We start from the raw sequence: 16,302 nt of genomic DNA on the forward strand, positions 1-16,302 counted from the left end.
TGAGTCACAAAAAACGGGAGATTCGCGGTTTGCGATGATGTGCTAGCGTGGCGATTCGTGGTCAGCAGGAGCAAGCTGAGATGAATGGCCTGAGCGGAAGAAGTGAATCAGACTTTGCGGATTATGTCGAGAGGCTTGTCGATGTGATCGGCCATGCCGATCGGGCAGAGCCGCTGAAGGATTACTGCCTTGGCCTCATGCTGCCGGTGGAGCGCAAGAGTGTCGAGCCTCTGGCAGCGGTAACGGCACCGGCGAGGGTTTCGTCCAAGCATCAGTCGTTACTGCATTTCGTCGGTCAGGCGCCGTGGTCGGACGAGGCGCTTCTGCGGCGGATTGGCGATTTGGTGCTGCCGCTGATCGAGCGACATGGGCCGATCGAGGCGTGGATTGTAGATGACACCGGCTTTCCCAAGAAGGGCAGGCATTCGGTCGGGGTGGCGCGGTATTGTGGCCAACTCGGCAAGCAGGACAACTGCCAAGTCGCGGTCAGCTTGTCGATCGCCAACGTCGCAGCGAGCTTGCCGATTGCCTACCGGCTGTATCTACCCGAGATCTGGGCCGACGATGCCGAGCGGCGGCGCAAGGCGAAGATCCCTGACAGCGTCGCATTCCAGACCAAACCGGCCATCGCGCTGGAGCAGATCCGAGCCGCCCAGGCAGCCGGAGTGGCGCCCGGTGTGGTGTTGGCCGATGCCGGCTATGGCGTGGACGGCGCATTCCGCGCCGGCCTGTCGGCACTCGGCCTCGACTATGTCGTGGGCGTGCAGCCGACACTCAGCGTCTGGCGACCCGGCGAGGGACCATTGCCACCCGAGCCCTGGCGCGGAAAGGGGCGGCCAACCTCGCTGATGCGCCGCAGCCCCGAGCACAGCCCGATATCGGCCAAGGCGTTGGCGCAGGAACTGCCGCAAGATGCCTGGCAGATCATCGGCTGGCGGGAAGGAACCAACACTGACCTCAACTCTCGCTTCGCCGCCGTGCGCGTCAGGCCCGCGTCCAGGGATTACAAATTGACCGAGCCCCGCGCCGAGGAATGGCTGCTGATCGAATGGCCCGAGGGTGATGCCGAACCACTCAAATACTGGCTCTCCACTCTCCCGGCCGCCGCTTCGCTCGCAAAGCTCGTCAGCACCGCCAAGCTGCGCTGGCGCATCGAGCGCGACTATCAGGAACTCAAACAGGAACTCGGGCTCGGCCACTATGAGGGACGCGGTTGGCGCGGCTTCCATCATCATGCAAGCCTCTGCATTGCCGCTTACGGATTCCTCATCTCCCAAAGGGAGACGATTCCCCCCTCAGCGCCGCCCGAAACCAAAAACCGCCCGCAATCTGGCCTTCCCCAGGGTTATCGACCCCGCGGAGCCCCCGATCCGACCCGAGCGACACGTGTCGAATTCGATCGCCACAATCCGAAGGCACTTGACCGTCGCACTCAGTCGCAACCTCCAGCGATGTCCATGCTGCTCCCGGATGAAGGATCGATAAAATCCACAAATTTGTGACGCAGTAAGATTAACAGGCCGTTGAAAAAGGCCCTGGCGCATAGGCCCTTGTCGTGATTCACTCGCTTTGTGGCGATTTGGAGCTGATGGATGCGCGGCGGCGATGTGAGGACATCGGTGACGGCCGAGCTTACGTGCCATCTCGTTGATCGGCACCTTGCGCTCGACTAAATGATGCAGGCGCCGCCGATCGGCGAGGGTCAATTGCGAATAGTGCACAACAACAAGCTGTGGCGTAACCAGCAACAAGAAACTGGAGAGCGGTTTTCCGGTGACGCTCGAAGCTTTCCAAAGAAGAATGGCCACCAATATAAACCCCGTTGGGAAGATGTCTGCTGACATCCCTACTTCTGCGAAACGTATGGCACGGGCGCGGACTTGCGCGCAGCCGTCGGGCGCTCCACCAGAATGGTTGTTCGCGGGAGATCGTACGCCACGCTCAACGCTTTGAGCTCGTCGTCCAGGCGCTTGTCCGCTTCGTTGAGGCGGTGATGAAGGCGATGGTAATCCGTCCAGGTCGGCGTCCGGAAGCTCTCGAGCCATCGCGAAGGCTGCTGAACGTCGCGCGTGAGTGTCCACTGGCGTGCACCGACGCGGCTTTGAACCAGCCGACGCCTGCGCATGATTTCAAGAAAAAGGTCAGCATTCTCGTCCGCCACAGCGTATTCTGTCGTGACCAGGATCGGGCCACTTCGCGGCTTCAGATCAAGTGCCGGCACAGGCGCATCGAAAGCGCCGGAGGCTTCGAGCTCCGACTCCAGGCGGTTGCTGATCGGGAGCTTGAGCCCAAGTGCCGCAACAACCAAGGAGGACGCAGCAGAACATGCCAGGGACAGGGAGAGGGAATGATTTTCCGCGATAATTCCCCAGAGCCAACTGCCCCCGGCAATCCCCCCATAGGTGAAGGCGCTGTAGATGGAAATCGTGCGACCCACGACCCAACGTGGGCTTGCCAACTGCACATTGACGCCGAACCCCGACCATCCTGTCACCCAGCCTGCGCCCCCGAAGGCAAGGCAGACTGTTGCGATGATAAGGGAGGACGTCAGAGCAAGTGAGATGGCACATGCCGCACACGCGACGCATGCCAGAACGATCAGCAGCTCCTGCGTGACCGCGCGCCTGAGTGGTGGGTTCACGAGCCCCGCGACCAGCGCGCCGGCGCCAAAGCCCCCCATGAGAATACCGTAGTCGATCGGCCCGCCCTTCAAAAGGTCTCTCGCGACGAGCGGCAGGAGCGCCAGCATTGAGGTTCCGGTCAGCCCGAAGAGCGTCCCGCGGACAATGGTCGCCTTGATTTCGGAGGATATCGCGGTGAAGCGCAGGCCATCATAGATGGCCGTCATAAGCGCTTCCCGGGGGAGGGGCGACGCTTTCACGGTCCACGTGTTTCGCCACAGGGCGGTGAGGGGCGCGACGAAGCCGAGGGTGGTGAGCGCGAATGTGACGAGCGGCCCGAATACAGCAACGATGATGCCGCCGAGGGCGGGACCAACGCTACGGACCGTGTTGAAGCCGACGTTAAGAAGTGTCACGGCCGACGGCAGATGGCGGCGCTCCAGCATATCGCCAAGCGAAGCGCGCCAGGCAGGATCGCTGAGTGCGATACCGCAGCCGTCAAGGAAACTGAACGCCAGGATCATCCATGGATCGGTGATGCCGAAGGCCATGAGGATCGTCAGCATCGCCGAGGCCGCCATCATCAGGCTGCGACCGACGATCATGACCATGCGCCTGCTGTAGTTGTCGGCGATCGCGCCAACGAAGATCGCAAGAAAAAAGGCTGGCAGCGTGGATGAGGCCTGAACGAGGGCAACCATGACATCGGACGTCGAAACCGTGGCCATGAGCCAGCTGAGCGCTACCGTCTGCATCAGCCAGCCCAGGCTCGAAAGCTGCGACGCGAAGAAAATCGAACGGAAAGTCGAATTCTTCAGTGGCGCCAATAACCCTATGGATGCTGTCTCTTCTATTGAAGGCATGTCATTCAGTCTCTTTCGGGCGGGTCACTTCGGCCGTGCTTGACGGGCGCCATTCGGCGATGAGGGAAAGGAGTCGTACTTCGGTCTGCCATCATTTGTCGCCTGCCCAGTCGACGCTTTGTCCAAGAGTTCGCGGGCCAGGTTTCGACGCGTGGCGGCAAGGCCGGAATCGAAAACCGAGGGAAAAGCGGCTGTCGTCGAGCAGGGATCGACGACAGCCGAGCGAACCTGGATGGCAGGGGTTGATGCCACTCCCAGGCCAGGAGCTGTGTTCGGCTTGCGGCTAGTCTCCACAGTCTGAACCGTGAGGTTTTGTTTCTGGCCGACGCCATTATGGGACCGTTGCCGCTGCTCGATAAATGGCCTCATCGCAAGATCACCTCATGGACGCGAAAAGCGCGCGACCGGTTGGCTCCGGGTCCGTCGCGCGTCTGTTGTGCGCTCAATCACAAGATCAGTTTCCGGAGGCTTGTCACTCATATGCAAAGCGGCGAGAAGCTGTACGACTTCCTGATCCGACGGGGAGAGACGATGATGCAAACGCAGGAAATCCATCCAGGTCGGCGTGCGGAATGTTTCTGTCCAACGGGAAGGCTTTCGAAGATTTCGCTGGAGCGTCCAGTCACGTGCGCCTGCCCGGGCCAGGGCGTATCTTCGAGTGCGCATGTGATCGAGGAAGATGTCCAGGTCGCTGTCGTCTATGGCATATTCCGTCCTCGCTGCAATCGGGCCGCTTCGGGGCTTCAGATCAAGCGCCACAGCTGGCGCCGGATAAACCGAGCCCTGCTGATCTGCCTCGGCCGCCAGATGCACCGGCAGGACGAACCCTGATGCGGCGACGAGTAACAGGGCCGCTGCGGCAAGTTCGAGAGAAGATGCAAGCGAATAGGTCTGGGCGACGGTGCCCCAGATCCAGCTGCCGGCTGCCATGCCGCCGGAGAGGAATGCGTAATAGATAGAGAGCGTACGGCCGACGACCCAGCGCGGACTTGCCAATTGCACCCAGACGTCGAACCCGGTCCAGGTGATGACCCAGCCGGCGCCTCCGATGACAAGCGCAAGTGTCGCCAAAGGTACTGAGGAGGTGAGGGCAAGTGAGATGCAACAAAACGCGCAAGCGATGGAAGCGATCGCCATCAGCCATTCCTGAGGAATCAATCTCCTTAAGAGCCGGTTGGTCAGCCCGGCGATGCAAGCGCCTGTTCCGAAACCAGCAAACAGTATGCCGTAGATGATTGGGCCGCCGGCCAAACGATCGCGGGCGACAAGCGGCAGAAGGGCAAGTATGGCAATAGCGGCAAGGCCGAAGAGGGTGGCACGTATGATCGCCGCCCGGATGTCGGAAGAAAGCGCCGTGAACCGCATTCCGTCATGGATTGCTGTTGAAATTCGCTCTGCAGGCAGCGGAGACTTGCGGACGTGCCACTTGTTGCGCAACACCGCGCCGAGAGGCGCTAAGTTGCTGCAGGCGGCAAAGAGAAAGGCCGCCAACGGACCGAGGAACGCGAGAATGGCCCCGCCCAAAGCCGGTCCAACGCTGCGCGTCATGTTGTATCCGACCGACATAAGCGTCACCGCAGCCGGAATATCTCGCTTGTTGAGGATATCGCCCACGGAGGCATGCCAAGCGGGGTCATTCAGCGCAAAGCCGCAGCCTGCGATAAATCCCAGACCTAGAATGAGCCAGGGACTGACGAAGCCGAAGGCGGCAGCAATCGCCAGTACGATGGAAGCGAGCGCAATCAATGAGAGCCCGGTGATCATGACCAATCGGCGGCTATAGGTGTCGGCGATCGCTCCGGCGGGAATGGAGAGTATGAATGCCGGAAGCGTCGTTGAAGCCTGCACAAGCGCGACCATCAGATCCGAAGCGGAGATCGTCGCCATGAGCCAACTGATCGCGACGGTTTGCACCAGCCATCCCAGGTTGGCGACTTGCGTGGAACTCCAGATCGAACGGAATGCTATACTGCGTAGCGGATCAAGGGTGGTTGGGCCGCGCGCGGTGACGTCTTCGATCTGCATTCTTGATGGCTCTGAGCTTCGCATCGACACGGTGACGCCACAGACTATCCGCAACTCGGATACGAATTCCGGCGTTATCGAGGTTCTTGGCGCAGGAACCCTGCGTTGAGCGGGAGTGTATCAGCCAGTCCGATTAGTTCTAGCACGTTGCTGGCTTATTATTGAGCCTGTATGCCGTTTTTCCTTCCTGAACGATTATTCCTTCGGAAGTGCGTACCGGAGCACGCGCAGTTCCTCCTCATCGTTGAGGGAAATTTCCAACACACGATTGACGAAATCATCGTCGTCGTCGAGTTCGGCCAAAGCCTGTTCGAACAGCTCGATCTGCATCTCGAGGTCCATACCGGACGGGCCATTTAGGCAGATCAGCCCGGCATGGATGGCAACGTCGGCATATTGCCCATTCGTCTCGGGCTTGTCTTTGGGCCCGCGGAAGTCGACCAAGTTATTCGTGACGAACGTCCAGTCGCCCTCAAGAATGATCGGTTTGAGCTCCCAGTCTTTCAGGCCACCCAGTTTTCATCCAGACGACATGGCTCGTTTCACCATAACCTTTTTCCAGCGCCATCTTAGCCAGTTCAGGACTGAGGCACTCATCAATCAGAAACTTCATCCAGCCTTCCTACGACGGGGGACGCGACGATCTGTCACGATGACCGTTCCTTCGGGAAGATCTCCCAGGACACGCGGCCGCCCACGCAAAGGGTTAGCTTCCGCGTAGATCGTCGCGAGCCTGATCTTCTCTCTGTCCAGGCTAGGCCAGGTTTCGAGAATGCGCTCCGTTGAATGGCCTGCGGCCACGGACGCGGCAATATCGTAGACCGGAATGCGGGTGCCTCGAATGACGGCCGTCCCGCCAAGGATGTCGGGCGATGATGTCACGGCTTCTCGCGCCGCGGCAAGGTCGTCCAGCCGCTCGCTCGCGCCCCTCATAAAGGGCATGAGATCGATCGTCAGAAACTCTGTGGTGCACGGTCCAGTCTTCACGCAATAGGGGGGGACCACGGGAGGGTGCGGGCTCTTGCGAGCCGGGCCTCTGCCGTCCGGATAGTAAATAGGCGTTCTTCCGAGGTGAGGCGGCGGGCGCTTTCGAAGTAAAAGGCGATGAGCGAACAGGCTCCGGCCAGGACATGACGCCCGTTGTCGAGGGAGACGAACGCTTCCGGCAAGATGTGCTCGTCGATAACGCGATTGACGTCGCGCAGGCTCACGCGCGAGACAACGGCAGCCTCGCTCGCTTCAGCATTTCCGCAACTGCGGGCATGTGGGCCTCCTGTTAATTCTTCCGGTGTGTCGGAATATATAATTTGCTGCGGTTATATCGAGGGAACGCTGCGCCAGCGTTACATCGAATGCTGAAACGTCGGAGCAGACTTGGCGCAACCGCTTAGGCCAGCGGCGAGCTCCATGCGCCATTTCGCTCCTTATGGTGTCCTGTTGCGGAATTCCGCATTCTCCTTTATCTTAGGGCCGTACGAAATTCCGGACACCCGCCAGTAGATGAGCGATATTCCGCATGGGCACTACGATTTTCAACACCCTTGGCGAGCAACTGCTGGCCGCTCGTAAACAACGCGGTCTCAGCCAGCCTGCACTTGCGACAAGGCTCGGCCGGGACCGGGCGCGAATATCGGAACTCGAACGCGACCTCGCGACCGATCGTCGGGGTAGGGACCGACTGACGCTGTTTGCCGAAATCTGCGATGCCCTCGACCTTGTGCCGGTCCTGCTGCCAAAGTCCCGGATCGGGGAAGTAAGGCAGCTGATTGGCGATGCTGGGGACCAGCTGAATAAAGGTACGGCGGTGAGCGCATTTGAGGAACTTTTCATCGATCTCGATGAAGACGACAATGGGGAACCGTAATGACGAAATCATCGGCGATCCTCGGCGTCCATCTTCTCGATCAGACACTCGGGAAGGTTAGGGTAGGGACCCTGACGCGCGATAGTGACGGCGCGGTCGCGTTTGTCATTGCGGAAACGTTTTTGCGAGATGCAAGGCGGCCAATTTTCAGCCTGGGTTGGTTCGATCCTGACGATGACGAGGGCACACGCAATCGTCTGGCGCGACGTGGCGACAAAATTGGGCTTCACGGCACATTGCCCCCATGGTTTTCAGGATTGCTTCCCGAGGGCGCCCTCAGGGATCTCGTGTTGAACGAAATGGGGCCTGGCGATCACGACGAGTTCGACGTCCTGACCCGCCTTGGTGGCGATCTCCCTGGCGCAATCCTCGTCGTACCGGAAACCGCGATCCCAGCGTCAGCTGGGCCAATCACCATCGAAAAGGTACATGGCGTGGATGTCGCGCTGCCCGACGGCGCGGTCAAATTCTCGCTCGCTGGTGTGCAGCTCAAGTTCACCGCCAACGTCGAGGGCGACAGATTGACGGTTCCCGGTCGCGGTAACACCGGCCGCTGCATCATCAAGGTGGCAAGCGAGCGATACCCAGGGCTGCCGGAAGCTGAACATGCGGCCATGCAGATGGCAAGGACGATCGGCGTGCGAACAGCAAACTGCCGGCTTGTCTCCAGCACCGCTATCAACGGCGTCCCTGCGGAACTGTTGGCTCATGGTGAGCGCGTTCTCGTCGTCGATCGCTTCGACCGTGCCGACGATGATCGTCGCATCCACATCGAAGACGCGGCCCAAATTCTGGGAGCGATAGGCGATCGAAAATATACGATGGCGACGACCGAGACCATCATCAACATGGTGCGCCGCTTCAGCACCGACCATCGTGATGACATATTGGAAGCTATCCGCAGGGTCGTTGCAGACGTGCTTTTAGGAAATGGCGACAACCATCTCAAGAACTGGTCTTTCCGTTTCCCGGCACCTGGCGAAATCCGTTTGTCGCCGGCCTACGATATCGTCCCGACCGTTCTTTACATGCCGTCCGACACTATGGCGCTGAGGTTCATCAAAACCCACAGCTTCGAAAGCGTGAACCTGCATCGCTTTGAGAGGGTCGCGAGTTTTCTTCGTCTGGACGCGAAGCTGATCACACGCGAGGTCGTGGCGACAGTCAGGCTTGCGCTGGAGCATTGGCCGACAATGGCACCTGAACTGCTCGGTGAAAAGAAAGCAAGCCAGCTTCTTGATCGCCTCGGGACTCTGACCCTGGTGGACGAAGTGCGGCGTCAATCGTAGTCTTTGGCTCACGTCGGTCCGGGCCTTGCACTCTCTCTAATTCGCCCCTATGTTTGGAGGTGAATTAGAAAGGGCAATAGGATGGAACATCTGACAACGGCACAAGCGGCTTTTGTGGTTGGTGCGCCTCTAGACACTTTCAAAAAGGTTGTCGAGCGCGCGCCGATCAAGCCGCAACTCGTGAAGCGAGGCGGTCGGAATATTAGGCAATTCGGTCAAGCCGAGCTGGTGTTTCTCCATGCCTATGACGAACTCAAACAAGCGCTGACACCCAAGAGCCAGTCCGAATTCTACGAGGCGTTGCGAAGCTCTCTCAAACGCGGTCTCGCGAAGGAGGTCGTGTTCGGTAAACAGCGTTACGACATTGGTCAGCACTTGGTCTTCGTCGAGCGTAAGCTGAAGGAACTCGACAAGCTCAGTGCTCAAATCGACCTATCCGGCAAGGAACCGCTAATCCGGGGAACGCAAATCGAGGCGCATCGGATCGCCGCTCTCCTCGACGCCGGCGCGACTGTCAAAGATGTCATGCGCGACTATCCCTCTCTGAAGGAACAACAGATCGTTGCAGCGCGAGTCTATGTGGAGGCGCATCCGAAGGCAGGCAGGCCATATCCGAAGAAAACGGCAAAGGCCGCCATGCGAGCCGCCGATCTTAGTGCGCTGGATGATTGAGCTTGAAATATCTGCTCGATACCAATGTTCTGAAAGAGATAGGTCGACCCGTGCCGCACGAAAATGTGGCGGCTTGGCTCGATACGGTTGACGATACCGATCTCGCGATCAGCGTGATCTCGGTCCGAGAGATCTCGAAAGGCATCGGAAAAAAGCGGAAAACCGACGACGCTGTGGCTAACGAGATCGCCAAGGCGGCCGATGCCATCTTCGCAGCCTACGATGGCCGTATCCTTCCTGTCGATGAAGCTGTCGCTCGCCGCTGGGGGCAGATGCTCGGACACTCCGACAAGAACATTGACGACACAGGATTAGCCGCGACGGCGCTGGTGAATGGTCTGGTCATCGTCACCCGCAACGTCGCTGATTTTCAGGAGCGCGGCGTCACAATCATGGATCCGTTTAAGAAGGCGACCAAAGACTCCCGAAATATTGCACGATGAACTTCGTCCATCCATTATGCAGCAATTTCATGTAGTTAGAAAAAATCAGATAAGTTCTATTATGGAACTTGCCATGAATCCGACTTTGTGCGGACGAACGGATCGGAGGCTGGTGGGCGTGTCTGAAAATCGGCTGTTGATGCTAAAAGAGCTGGCGATGTAAGTGAAGCATCTCTTTTGCTTCGTTACTGAGGAGCGATGGCCCTGGATAAACTCTCATCTCAACAAGCAGGTACGCTGGGCGAGCTGTTGACTTAGCGAAGCTCAATACTCTGGGGCTTGCCGCATACATGAGTCCGGAAGGCGCACCCGGCCACGATGTGATGGTCGTAACAGACGGACAGCTACGGTCAGTCGAAGTAAAGACACGGCAGTTCCTCAGGCGGCCGACAGAGATCACGCGGTGGCCTATGGACATGGAGACAAAGGGCGTTGCTGACTTCATCTTCATCGAACTCGACCTGAGAACGATGTCGCCAACCTTCTTTGTCCTAACGAACGCGCAAGCTCGCGCGACGTTCAGAGACTACATCGGTGGAGGAAACTGCTATCCGCCGGAGGTCCGCAAATTAATCCGCCCTAATGACTTTTCGGCGCTCGCCCCAAGCGCGTCTTCGACCGCCATTGCGACCGAAATTCCGTCTGGTACATATGTTTATCCGAACGGAGGGAATCTGATGAAAATTTATCGAGCGGAGTTCGGGGATACCAAATACAAGGATATCCCGCTGACCGGGGACGATATCGGCGAAATGAAGGAGGAAGCTTGCGAGGCTATGCGCGGTTCGGCGATAAAGGCAAGAAGCCGCCCTTCATGGCCGCCCTGCTTGACGAAAACGATCACGTGATCGCTCGATTCGAGGTTCGGCCAGCGGTGCCTGGAAGCGGAGAAAAGGCATTCGAGGTGCCGCCGCAACTCTGGTCGGATAAAATGCCGGGAACTCCTTCGCCTGCGATTCTTAAGAACCTGTAAGAGCGGGGACGCTACCGAGGAAGCCTGCCCGACTTCCATTCGCAGTCGCCTTTCACCCCGCACTCGCAGCGGAGCTTCGGCAGCAAGTTGGCGATGACCGTCTGCTTGCCATGTTTCCGCGCGATCTCCCATCGGTCGACAGGGGCAACGCGGTCACAGCTCCTACAGCGAATCGCGAGCGTGTTCCATTCCGGGAGGTTCGCGAATGTCCACTTCTGGTCTTTGAGAATCTCCGGATACGGATCTGGCCCGATCTTTGTGCGAGGCGGCGACAATGGAGCCGGAGGATCGGGCGCGAGCTCGCAGCTCATGCGATGCCTTCCGTTCATGTGGACGATGTATTTGCCGGGGCGCTCCCGGATAGCGGCCTTCAGCGCGGCGACCGAGACCGGAAAGCTCGTCGAGGAGGCGATGACTTCAACGATAGAGCCGCCGGATTCAGGCGGGTCGTCCCAGACCTCTATTCGGTATGGATGGCCCGTGCCTGGCGGCTCCGGCGCGGTGTATTGCACGTCGTCCTCGCTTCTCACCAGTTGGATGCCCTTGCGGTGCCTCATGTCGAGAACGAAACTAGAACACGCTTTCGCTGTCAATTGCTGTCGTCCCAAACAAATCCGAGTTGCACTTGCGCAGTAACACGCTATCGTCGCCAAGGTTGTGCGATGACATCGGGGGGCGAATGTCGAAAACTCTTTCAAATCTGTTTGTCGTAGTCGGCGGGGTCGGGGTCGTTGGTTCCGTCTTCTGGTGGTATTCATTTTACACACAGGTCTCCGAGTTCCTTGGTGCTCGTGGGAGTCTGCCTAGCGAGTGCATCTACACGCTTGGCGGAGCCTGCGGCATGGTGAGCAACGCCGCCAACACCTTTGGCGCGACAGCCTACGACCCAAAGGCTTTCTGGCTGTCTATCGGAATCCTTGCGGTTGGGGTCATTTTACGTCTCATTCCCGATGGCAACAAAGACCACTTAGGATATCAACAGCGGCCAAAGCACAAGGATCCGTCCCTCTAACCCGAATATCTCAAAGTAAGAGGTGCATCGAGCCTGAGAATCTGAGAAACTGCTTTTGCTACAAAGGCTTACCAGATTTATTAAGGAGGCCCGATGCAAACACACTGTATCTCCGCACAGTTCGAATTTGAAGGCTTCGACGGCCACAAAGTGGTCGCCGGTTTCGACGGCGGCGCGATCACCTCGGATGCCGGTGCGCTGCTGCTTCGCCACGTCGACGGGGCCATCGGGTTGTTCGACCGGGTGGCCGCCTGCTTCGTCGATGGCCGCGATCGCAAGTGCACGGTCCACAGCGTGCGCACGCTGATCGGCCAGCGCATTGCGGCAATCGCGCTGGGCTACGAGGATGTCGACGACCACGACACGCTGCGCCAGGACCCGGTGCTCGCACTGTTGTCGGAGCGGCTGATGCCGAAGCGGCAAGACTGCGCGGTGCTTGCCGGCAAATCCACATTGAACCGGCTGGAGCATGGCCGCCCCGACGCACCGACGCGCTATCACAAGATCGCGTATGACCAAGGCGCGCTGGAATCGCTGTTTGTGGACGTGTTCCTGGACGCCCACGACGGGCCGCCGAACGAAATCGTGCTCGATCTCGACGCCACCGACGATCCGCTGCACGGCAATCAGGAAGGGCGGTTCTTCCACGGCTATTATGACGGCTATTGCTATCTGCCGCTCTACATCTTCTGCGGCCGGCATCTGCTGGCGGCCAAGCTGCGGCGCTCCAACATCGATGCCAGCGCCGGCGCGGTCGAGGAGATCGAGCGGATCGTCAAGCAGATCCGTGCGCGCAGGCCGAAGGTCCGCATCATCCTGCGCGCCGATTCCGGTTTTGCCCGCGAGGAACTGATGGCCTGGTGCGAGGAAAACGGCGTCGACTATATCTTCGGCCTGGCCCGCAACAAGCGGCTGGAAAGGAAGATCGCCGGAAGCCTGGCGAAAGCTTGCCGCGCCGCCGGCGAAACCGGTCAGGCGGCGCGTGTCTTCCACGACTTCATGTGGGCGACGAAAGGCAGCTGGGCGCGCCGCCGGCGCGTCGTCGCCAAGGCCGAATGGACCACGCAAGGCGCCAATCCGCGCTTCATCGTCACCTCGCTCAAGCTCGATCATTGGGCGGCACGGGCGCTTTACGAGGACCTCTACTGCGCCCGCGGCGACATGGAGAATCGGATCAAGGAATGCCAACTCGATCTCTACGCCGACCGCACCAGCGCCCACACCATGCGCGCCAATCAGCTACGGCTGTGGTTCGCCTCGTTGGCCTATGTGCTGCTCTGCGCGCTACGCCGCCTCGGGCTCGCCCACACCCGGCTTGCCGAGGCGACCTGCGGCACGATCCGCCTGAAGCTCCTGAAGATCGGCGCACAGGTCCGCGTCTCGGTTCGTCGCATCAAGGTGGCGATTGCCTCGGCCTGTCCCTATGCCGCGGAATTTGCCCTGGCCCATGCCCGAATAGGCACTGCGGCCCGATGATGCCGCCGGACCCGAACCCTTCCCGCCAACGACACAGGATACAGCCCCGGCCAAAAAACGCCGCATCACTGCGGCAGTGACCGCTCGCGTCCGCGGCATCGAGCGCTGCGACAGACCACAGCGCCAATACTAACCGAAGACGCTGTGAGAAATGCGGGCTAACGGGCGTGTAAATAAATATCGAGACGATAGACCCCCGCGTTGTCTTGGATCTCGCGCAGTCCCTTGAAGCTGGCGTGCCTCAGCTTCTCGTCGCTAGTCCACCCAAGATATTCGATCTCCGCAATGAGCGTCGGCTGGATCCATGCGACATCGCGCTTTCCGGAGTAGAGGACACGAGGCTGTTTTCGTTTCCACGGCAGCTTGTCCATTGTCGCCTGAAGCTGCGCAGCCTGACGCTCTTTGAAGCCCGTCCCGACCGATCCGACGTAGACCACCTGGTCGCCGCGATACGCGCCCAACATGAGGGAACGGAAGCTGGCTCCCGTCGATCGCTCGCAGCCGACGATAAGCTTTCCGAGGCGATGCACTTGACCTTGATCCAGTCGCCAAGTCGGCCGGAGCGATAGACGCTGTCGAGCTTCTTCGCGATGATGCCCTCGAGTCCGTGTTCGCACGCCGCCCGGATGATATCGGCTCCGGACGCGTCGAAGGATTCCGAGAATTTGATGGCAGCTATTTCGTTGCCAGCGATCAGCTCCTCGAGGAGATGACAGCGCACGCGGAGCTCGGTCTCGGTGAGGTTATGTCCGTCGAGATAGAGTAGGTCAAAGGTCATGAACTGCGCGTTCGAAACCTGCTTCCCGGCTCGGCCGCCAAGCGATGATTGAAGGAGACTGAAATCGGATCGGCCCAGCTCGTCATACATGACCGCCTCCCCGTCGATGATCGCAGACGCTGCCCGAGATCCCGCACTCCTCTTTCTATTTCCGGAAAACGACTGATCCGGTCGTGGCCGCCCTTCGTCAGGATCCTGATGCCCGGCGGCTCGATATGGATTGCGAGACGATAGCCATCCCACTTGATCTCGTATGTCCAATTCTCGCCCTCCGGCGGCCGGGGCTTCAGCAATGCGAGACAAGGTTGGATCCTGCGAGGCATAGGGTCGAGCAGAAGGTTCGGCTGTGCGGGATGGCGACGACGCCGTGGCTTCGACCGGGCCGGACCGTCAGTGTCTTGGAGGAGCGGTTTCGAACGCGGAGGCTTGGACATGGTGCTAATCCAGCCGGAAAAGCGTTAAGAAGCTGATATGAGCCGATTTGAAGAAACCGAAATAGCCCTGACGGATAAGCTTCGGTCCCTGAAGCTGAAGCCCGACATGATGATCAACCTGTTCGACATCGGGGTTCCACTCACCGCGGCAGGATTTACGCAAGATGAGATCATGGCTGTGCTCGTCGCATTGGAGCAGGACAAGGTCATCGAGTTTGCGCCGGGAAACAGGCTTCGGTTCTTGAAGCGACTGCCCTGACGCCCTTAATGCCGGGACTCGGACATCATGTCTCGGTACAAATCGTCCATCACGCCCGGGCAAGCAGGGCGACGTAATGGAGCCGCTTCGAGAGCTCCTGCAGAACTTCCTTCCGCAGATCGACAGGGAGTTTAGAGAACGGTTTCTGAGCATAAATTTCGACATCTCGGGCCATGTGTGACGCAATACCTCCGAAAAGTGATTCGCGGCTCAAGACGAATCACCGTCGAAGGTTCCGACTCATCGGACAAAGAAAAAGGCCACCCCCAGCAAGATGGCCCTGATCTTGGTTTTCTCCGAAGAGATCGGTCGGTAGTGTGCAGCACGCGCAATCAGGCCCCTGACCGTTCGCTTCCCATGCCTCAGTGATGGCTTCTAGCTCGGGATCGACTTCCATGCCGGAGATCGCGAGATTGGCCTTCATCTGCTCGTAGCGCCACTTCTGGGCTTCAGGGCTATGCACACTTCCATGCTCGTTCACTGAAAAGTTGCCATCGAATGTGCCCCACGTACTTCAGCGTACGAGGGCAGATTGGGTGGCAGTGCCGCTTTGATGTTCGCGGGCGTCGTGATGCGAGCGTATCGTGCAGTGGAGACGAGCCGAGGCGACCTCCGAATTTGGCGATCTGCTCGATGTCATCCGCGAAAGCTGTGGTCTGGTCGACTTCCGCGAAGTCGCGGATGAAGCACGTCGCTTCCTCTCCATGCCGCTGCCACCTCCCCAGCTCCCAGGCGCGCAGCGCCAGCCAGCGGCGAAACGCGGCTCCCCGAAGGCCGCGCGTCGACTGTTCGCCATGTCTCAGCCGATCGCCGGCACGCTGCCGAACGATACCTCGCCGGTCGCGGCATTCTGCTCTCCCCGCATGAGCGCGCGCTGCGCTTCCATCCCGGCTGCTACTACAGGGATCTCGTTACGGGCGAGACGCAGACTCTTCCTGCCCCAATTGCCGCTGTCACCGGCCTGCAGCGCACCTGGCTTGATCCTTCGGGTCAGGGCAAGGCGCAACTCGCGGATCCACGCCGCTCGCTGGGGGATATTCTTGGCAACGGCATCTGGCTAGGCCACCAGCCCGGTGCGCCCGTCCCGGTCATGGCCGCCGGCGAGGCCTTCGAGACGATGGCTTCGCTTAAGGTGGTGATGCCGGCGCTGCCGGTGGCCGCCGCCACCTCGGCCAATCACCTCGCCGGCCCGGACTTCCGCTTGGCTGCCGTCGCCTCTACATCGCAGCCGATGCCGACTCTGCCGGCCGGCACGGCATCGAACGTCTCAGCCAGCAGGCGAGTCCGGGATCCTCGCCTTGGTGTTGCGGCCGCAGCTCGGTGACTTCAACGACGATCTGCTTCATCTCGGCCGGGCCCACCTCGCGGCATGGCTCGGCGATCAACTCGTCCCCGACGATGAGGCTCAGCGGCCTTCGACGGTGTCCGACAATTTATGGCTGTTTTGGCGAATTTAGGACGTAGGCTTGTTTAGCCGGCCTCCTCGAAGTTTTCGCTAAGTAACTGAAAGGAAATCTACAATCTATTTGTTAGCGCCAAAATACAAATTGGCATGAACTTTGCCCCGCCGTTGAGAGCCGACGAAGTTGCGTG

General features: G+C 59.6%; 15 protein-coding genes and 4 pseudogenes. 11 read left to right on the plus strand and 8 right to left on the minus strand.

The genetic code is table 11. The features are described from left to right. The first annotated feature begins 80 nt into the window (after positions 1-80). Positions 81-1,502 carry an IS701 family transposase gene (locus PH547_RS30270; protein WP_285170278.1) on the plus strand — a complete coding sequence of 474 codons (1,422 nt, stop codon included), beginning with the start codon at positions 81-83 and terminating at the stop codon, positions 1,500-1,502. A gap of 114 nt (positions 1,503-1,616) precedes the next feature. Here PH547_RS30270 and PH547_RS30275 read toward each other — a convergent pair. From PH547_RS30275 to PH547_RS30285, 3 genes and pseudogenes are all read right to left on the minus strand, one after another. Beyond that, positions 1,617-1,721, minus strand: a pseudogene (locus PH547_RS30275) (helix-turn-helix domain-containing protein); the annotation flags it as partial. Between the two features lie 125 nt (positions 1,722-1,846). Beyond that, a complete protein-coding gene (locus PH547_RS30280; RefSeq protein ID WP_184806213.1) occupies positions 1,847-3,484 on the minus strand; it encodes an MFS transporter in 1,638 nt (545 codons plus the stop codon). Between the two features lie 381 nt (positions 3,485-3,865). After that, entirely contained in the window at positions 3,866-5,452 is a 1,587-nt protein-coding gene (locus PH547_RS30285) for an MFS transporter (RefSeq protein ID WP_285170283.1), read from the minus strand. On the opposite strand from PH547_RS30285, the gene PH547_RS30290 reads away from it, so the two are divergent. Then, on the plus strand, positions 5,370-5,618 hold the full coding sequence (locus tag PH547_RS30290; RefSeq protein ID WP_285170284.1) for a hypothetical protein: 249 nt from the start codon (positions 5,370-5,372) through the stop codon (positions 5,616-5,618). The two genes, PH547_RS30285 and PH547_RS30290, sit on opposite strands and share 83 nt — an antisense overlap. Positions 5,619-5,704: 86 nt before the next feature. On the opposite strand, the gene PH547_RS30295 is transcribed toward PH547_RS30290, so the two are convergent. From PH547_RS30295 to PH547_RS33885, 3 genes and pseudogenes are all read right to left on the minus strand, one after another. Then, positions 5,705-5,953, minus strand: coding sequence for a hypothetical protein (locus tag PH547_RS30295; protein WP_246802376.1), 249 nt, complete (start codon positions 5,951-5,953; stop codon positions 5,705-5,707). A 28-nt stretch (positions 5,954-5,981) separates the two neighbouring features. Further along, positions 5,982-6,122 carry a hypothetical protein gene (locus PH547_RS30300; protein ID WP_246802375.1) on the minus strand — a complete coding sequence of 47 codons (141 nt, stop codon included), beginning with the start codon at positions 6,120-6,122 and terminating at the stop codon, positions 5,982-5,984. After that, positions 6,119-6,773, minus strand: a pseudogene (locus PH547_RS33885) (DUF433 domain-containing protein). The gene PH547_RS30300 and the pseudogene PH547_RS33885 overlap by 4 nt, the downstream one beginning before the upstream one ends. Positions 6,774-7,025: 252 nt before the next feature. Between PH547_RS33885 and PH547_RS30310 the strand changes: the two are divergent. From PH547_RS30310 to PH547_RS30330, 5 genes are all read left to right on the plus strand, one after another. Beyond that, positions 7,026-7,373, plus strand: a complete 348-nt coding sequence (locus PH547_RS30310) for a helix-turn-helix domain-containing protein (RefSeq protein ID WP_184806206.1) — start codon at positions 7,026-7,028, stop codon at positions 7,371-7,373. Then, the gene (locus PH547_RS30315; RefSeq protein WP_184806203.1) at positions 7,373-8,662 is read left to right on the plus strand and encodes a type II toxin-antitoxin system HipA family toxin; all 1,290 of its coding nucleotides are present in this window, start codon (positions 7,373-7,375) and stop codon (positions 8,660-8,662) included. The genes PH547_RS30310 and PH547_RS30315 overlap by 1 nt, the downstream gene beginning before the upstream one ends. An 81-nt stretch (positions 8,663-8,743) precedes the next feature. Then, positions 8,744-9,334, plus strand: coding sequence for a DUF433 domain-containing protein (locus PH547_RS30320; RefSeq protein WP_184806200.1), 591 nt, complete (start codon positions 8,744-8,746; stop codon positions 9,332-9,334). A 2-nt stretch (positions 9,335-9,336) separates the two neighbouring features. Beyond that, entirely contained in the window at positions 9,337-9,777 is a 441-nt protein-coding gene (locus PH547_RS30325; RefSeq protein ID WP_184806191.1) for a type II toxin-antitoxin system VapC family toxin, read from the plus strand. Positions 9,778-10,187: 410 nt separating this feature from the next. Continuing rightward, positions 10,188-10,625, plus strand: a complete 438-nt coding sequence (locus PH547_RS30330; RefSeq protein ID WP_184806187.1) for a hypothetical protein — start codon at positions 10,188-10,190, stop codon at positions 10,623-10,625. 136 nt (positions 10,626-10,761) lie between these two features. On the opposite strand, the gene PH547_RS30335 is transcribed toward PH547_RS30330, so the two are convergent. Next, positions 10,762-11,343 carry a hypothetical protein gene (locus tag PH547_RS30335; RefSeq protein WP_162949303.1) on the minus strand — a complete coding sequence of 194 codons (582 nt, stop codon included), beginning with the start codon at positions 11,341-11,343 and terminating at the stop codon, positions 10,762-10,764. An 86-nt stretch (positions 11,344-11,429) separates the two neighbouring features. Here PH547_RS30335 and PH547_RS30340 point away from each other — a divergent pair, with 86 nt between their 5' ends. Both PH547_RS30340 and PH547_RS30345 read left to right on the plus strand, forming a co-directional pair. Beyond that, complete coding sequence (locus tag PH547_RS30340) at positions 11,430-11,762, plus strand: hypothetical protein (protein ID WP_120764207.1); 333 nt, start codon at positions 11,430-11,432, stop codon at positions 11,760-11,762. 93 nt (positions 11,763-11,855) lie between these two features. Then, positions 11,856-13,238, plus strand: a complete 1,383-nt coding sequence (locus PH547_RS30345) for an IS1380 family transposase (protein ID WP_184806185.1) — start codon at positions 11,856-11,858, stop codon at positions 13,236-13,238. A gap of 158 nt (positions 13,239-13,396) precedes the next feature. Here the strand turns inward: PH547_RS30345 and ligD are convergent. Next, positions 13,397-14,450 (minus strand): annotated as a pseudogene (gene ligD, locus PH547_RS30350) (non-homologous end-joining DNA ligase). Positions 14,451-14,487: 37 nt separating this feature from the next. Between ligD and PH547_RS30355 the strand changes: the two are divergent. Both PH547_RS30355 and PH547_RS30360 read left to right on the plus strand, forming a co-directional pair. Further along, complete coding sequence (locus PH547_RS30355) at positions 14,488-14,709, plus strand: hypothetical protein (protein WP_120764208.1); 222 nt, start codon at positions 14,488-14,490, stop codon at positions 14,707-14,709. Positions 14,710-15,287: 578 nt separating this feature from the next. After that, positions 15,288-16,166, plus strand: a pseudogene (locus PH547_RS30360) (DUF7146 domain-containing protein); the annotation flags it as partial. Positions 16,167-16,302 lie beyond the last annotated feature (136 nt).

The sequence above is a fragment of the Rhizobium cerradonense genome (assembly GCF_030182455.1).
Taxonomy (GTDB): Bacteria; Pseudomonadota; Alphaproteobacteria; order Rhizobiales; family Rhizobiaceae; genus Rhizobium.

Bases quoted from the DNA above. Each gene is read 5' to 3' on its own strand.
- PH547_RS30320 (WP_184806200.1), top strand. From the start codon at position 8,744: ATGGAACATCTGACAACGGCACAAGCGGCTTTTGTGGTTGGTGCGCCT.
- PH547_RS30310 (WP_184806206.1), top strand. From the start codon at position 7,026: ATGGGCACTACGATTTTCAACACCCTTGGCGAGCAACTGCTGGCCGCT.
- PH547_RS30345 (WP_184806185.1), top strand. From the start codon at position 11,856: ATGCAAACACACTGTATCTCCGCACAGTTCGAATTTGAAGGCTTCGAC.
- PH547_RS30300 (WP_246802375.1), bottom strand. From the start codon at position 6,122: ATGAAGTTTCTGATTGATGAGTGCCTCAGTCCTGAACTGGCTAAGATG.
- PH547_RS30340 (WP_120764207.1), top strand. From the start codon at position 11,430: ATGTCGAAAACTCTTTCAAATCTGTTTGTCGTAGTCGGCGGGGTCGGG.
- PH547_RS30330 (WP_184806187.1), top strand. From the start codon at position 10,188: ATGGACATGGAGACAAAGGGCGTTGCTGACTTCATCTTCATCGAACTC.
- PH547_RS30290 (WP_285170284.1), top strand. From the start codon at position 5,370: ATGAGCCAACTGATCGCGACGGTTTGCACCAGCCATCCCAGGTTGGCG.
- PH547_RS30280 (WP_184806213.1), bottom strand. From the start codon at position 3,484: ATGCCTTCAATAGAAGAGACAGCATCCATAGGGTTATTGGCGCCACTG.
- PH547_RS30270 (WP_285170278.1), top strand. From the start codon at position 81: ATGAATGGCCTGAGCGGAAGAAGTGAATCAGACTTTGCGGATTATGTC.
- PH547_RS30315 (WP_184806203.1), top strand. From the start codon at position 7,373: ATGACGAAATCATCGGCGATCCTCGGCGTCCATCTTCTCGATCAGACA.
- PH547_RS30355 (WP_120764208.1), top strand. From the start codon at position 14,488: ATGAGCCGATTTGAAGAAACCGAAATAGCCCTGACGGATAAGCTTCGG.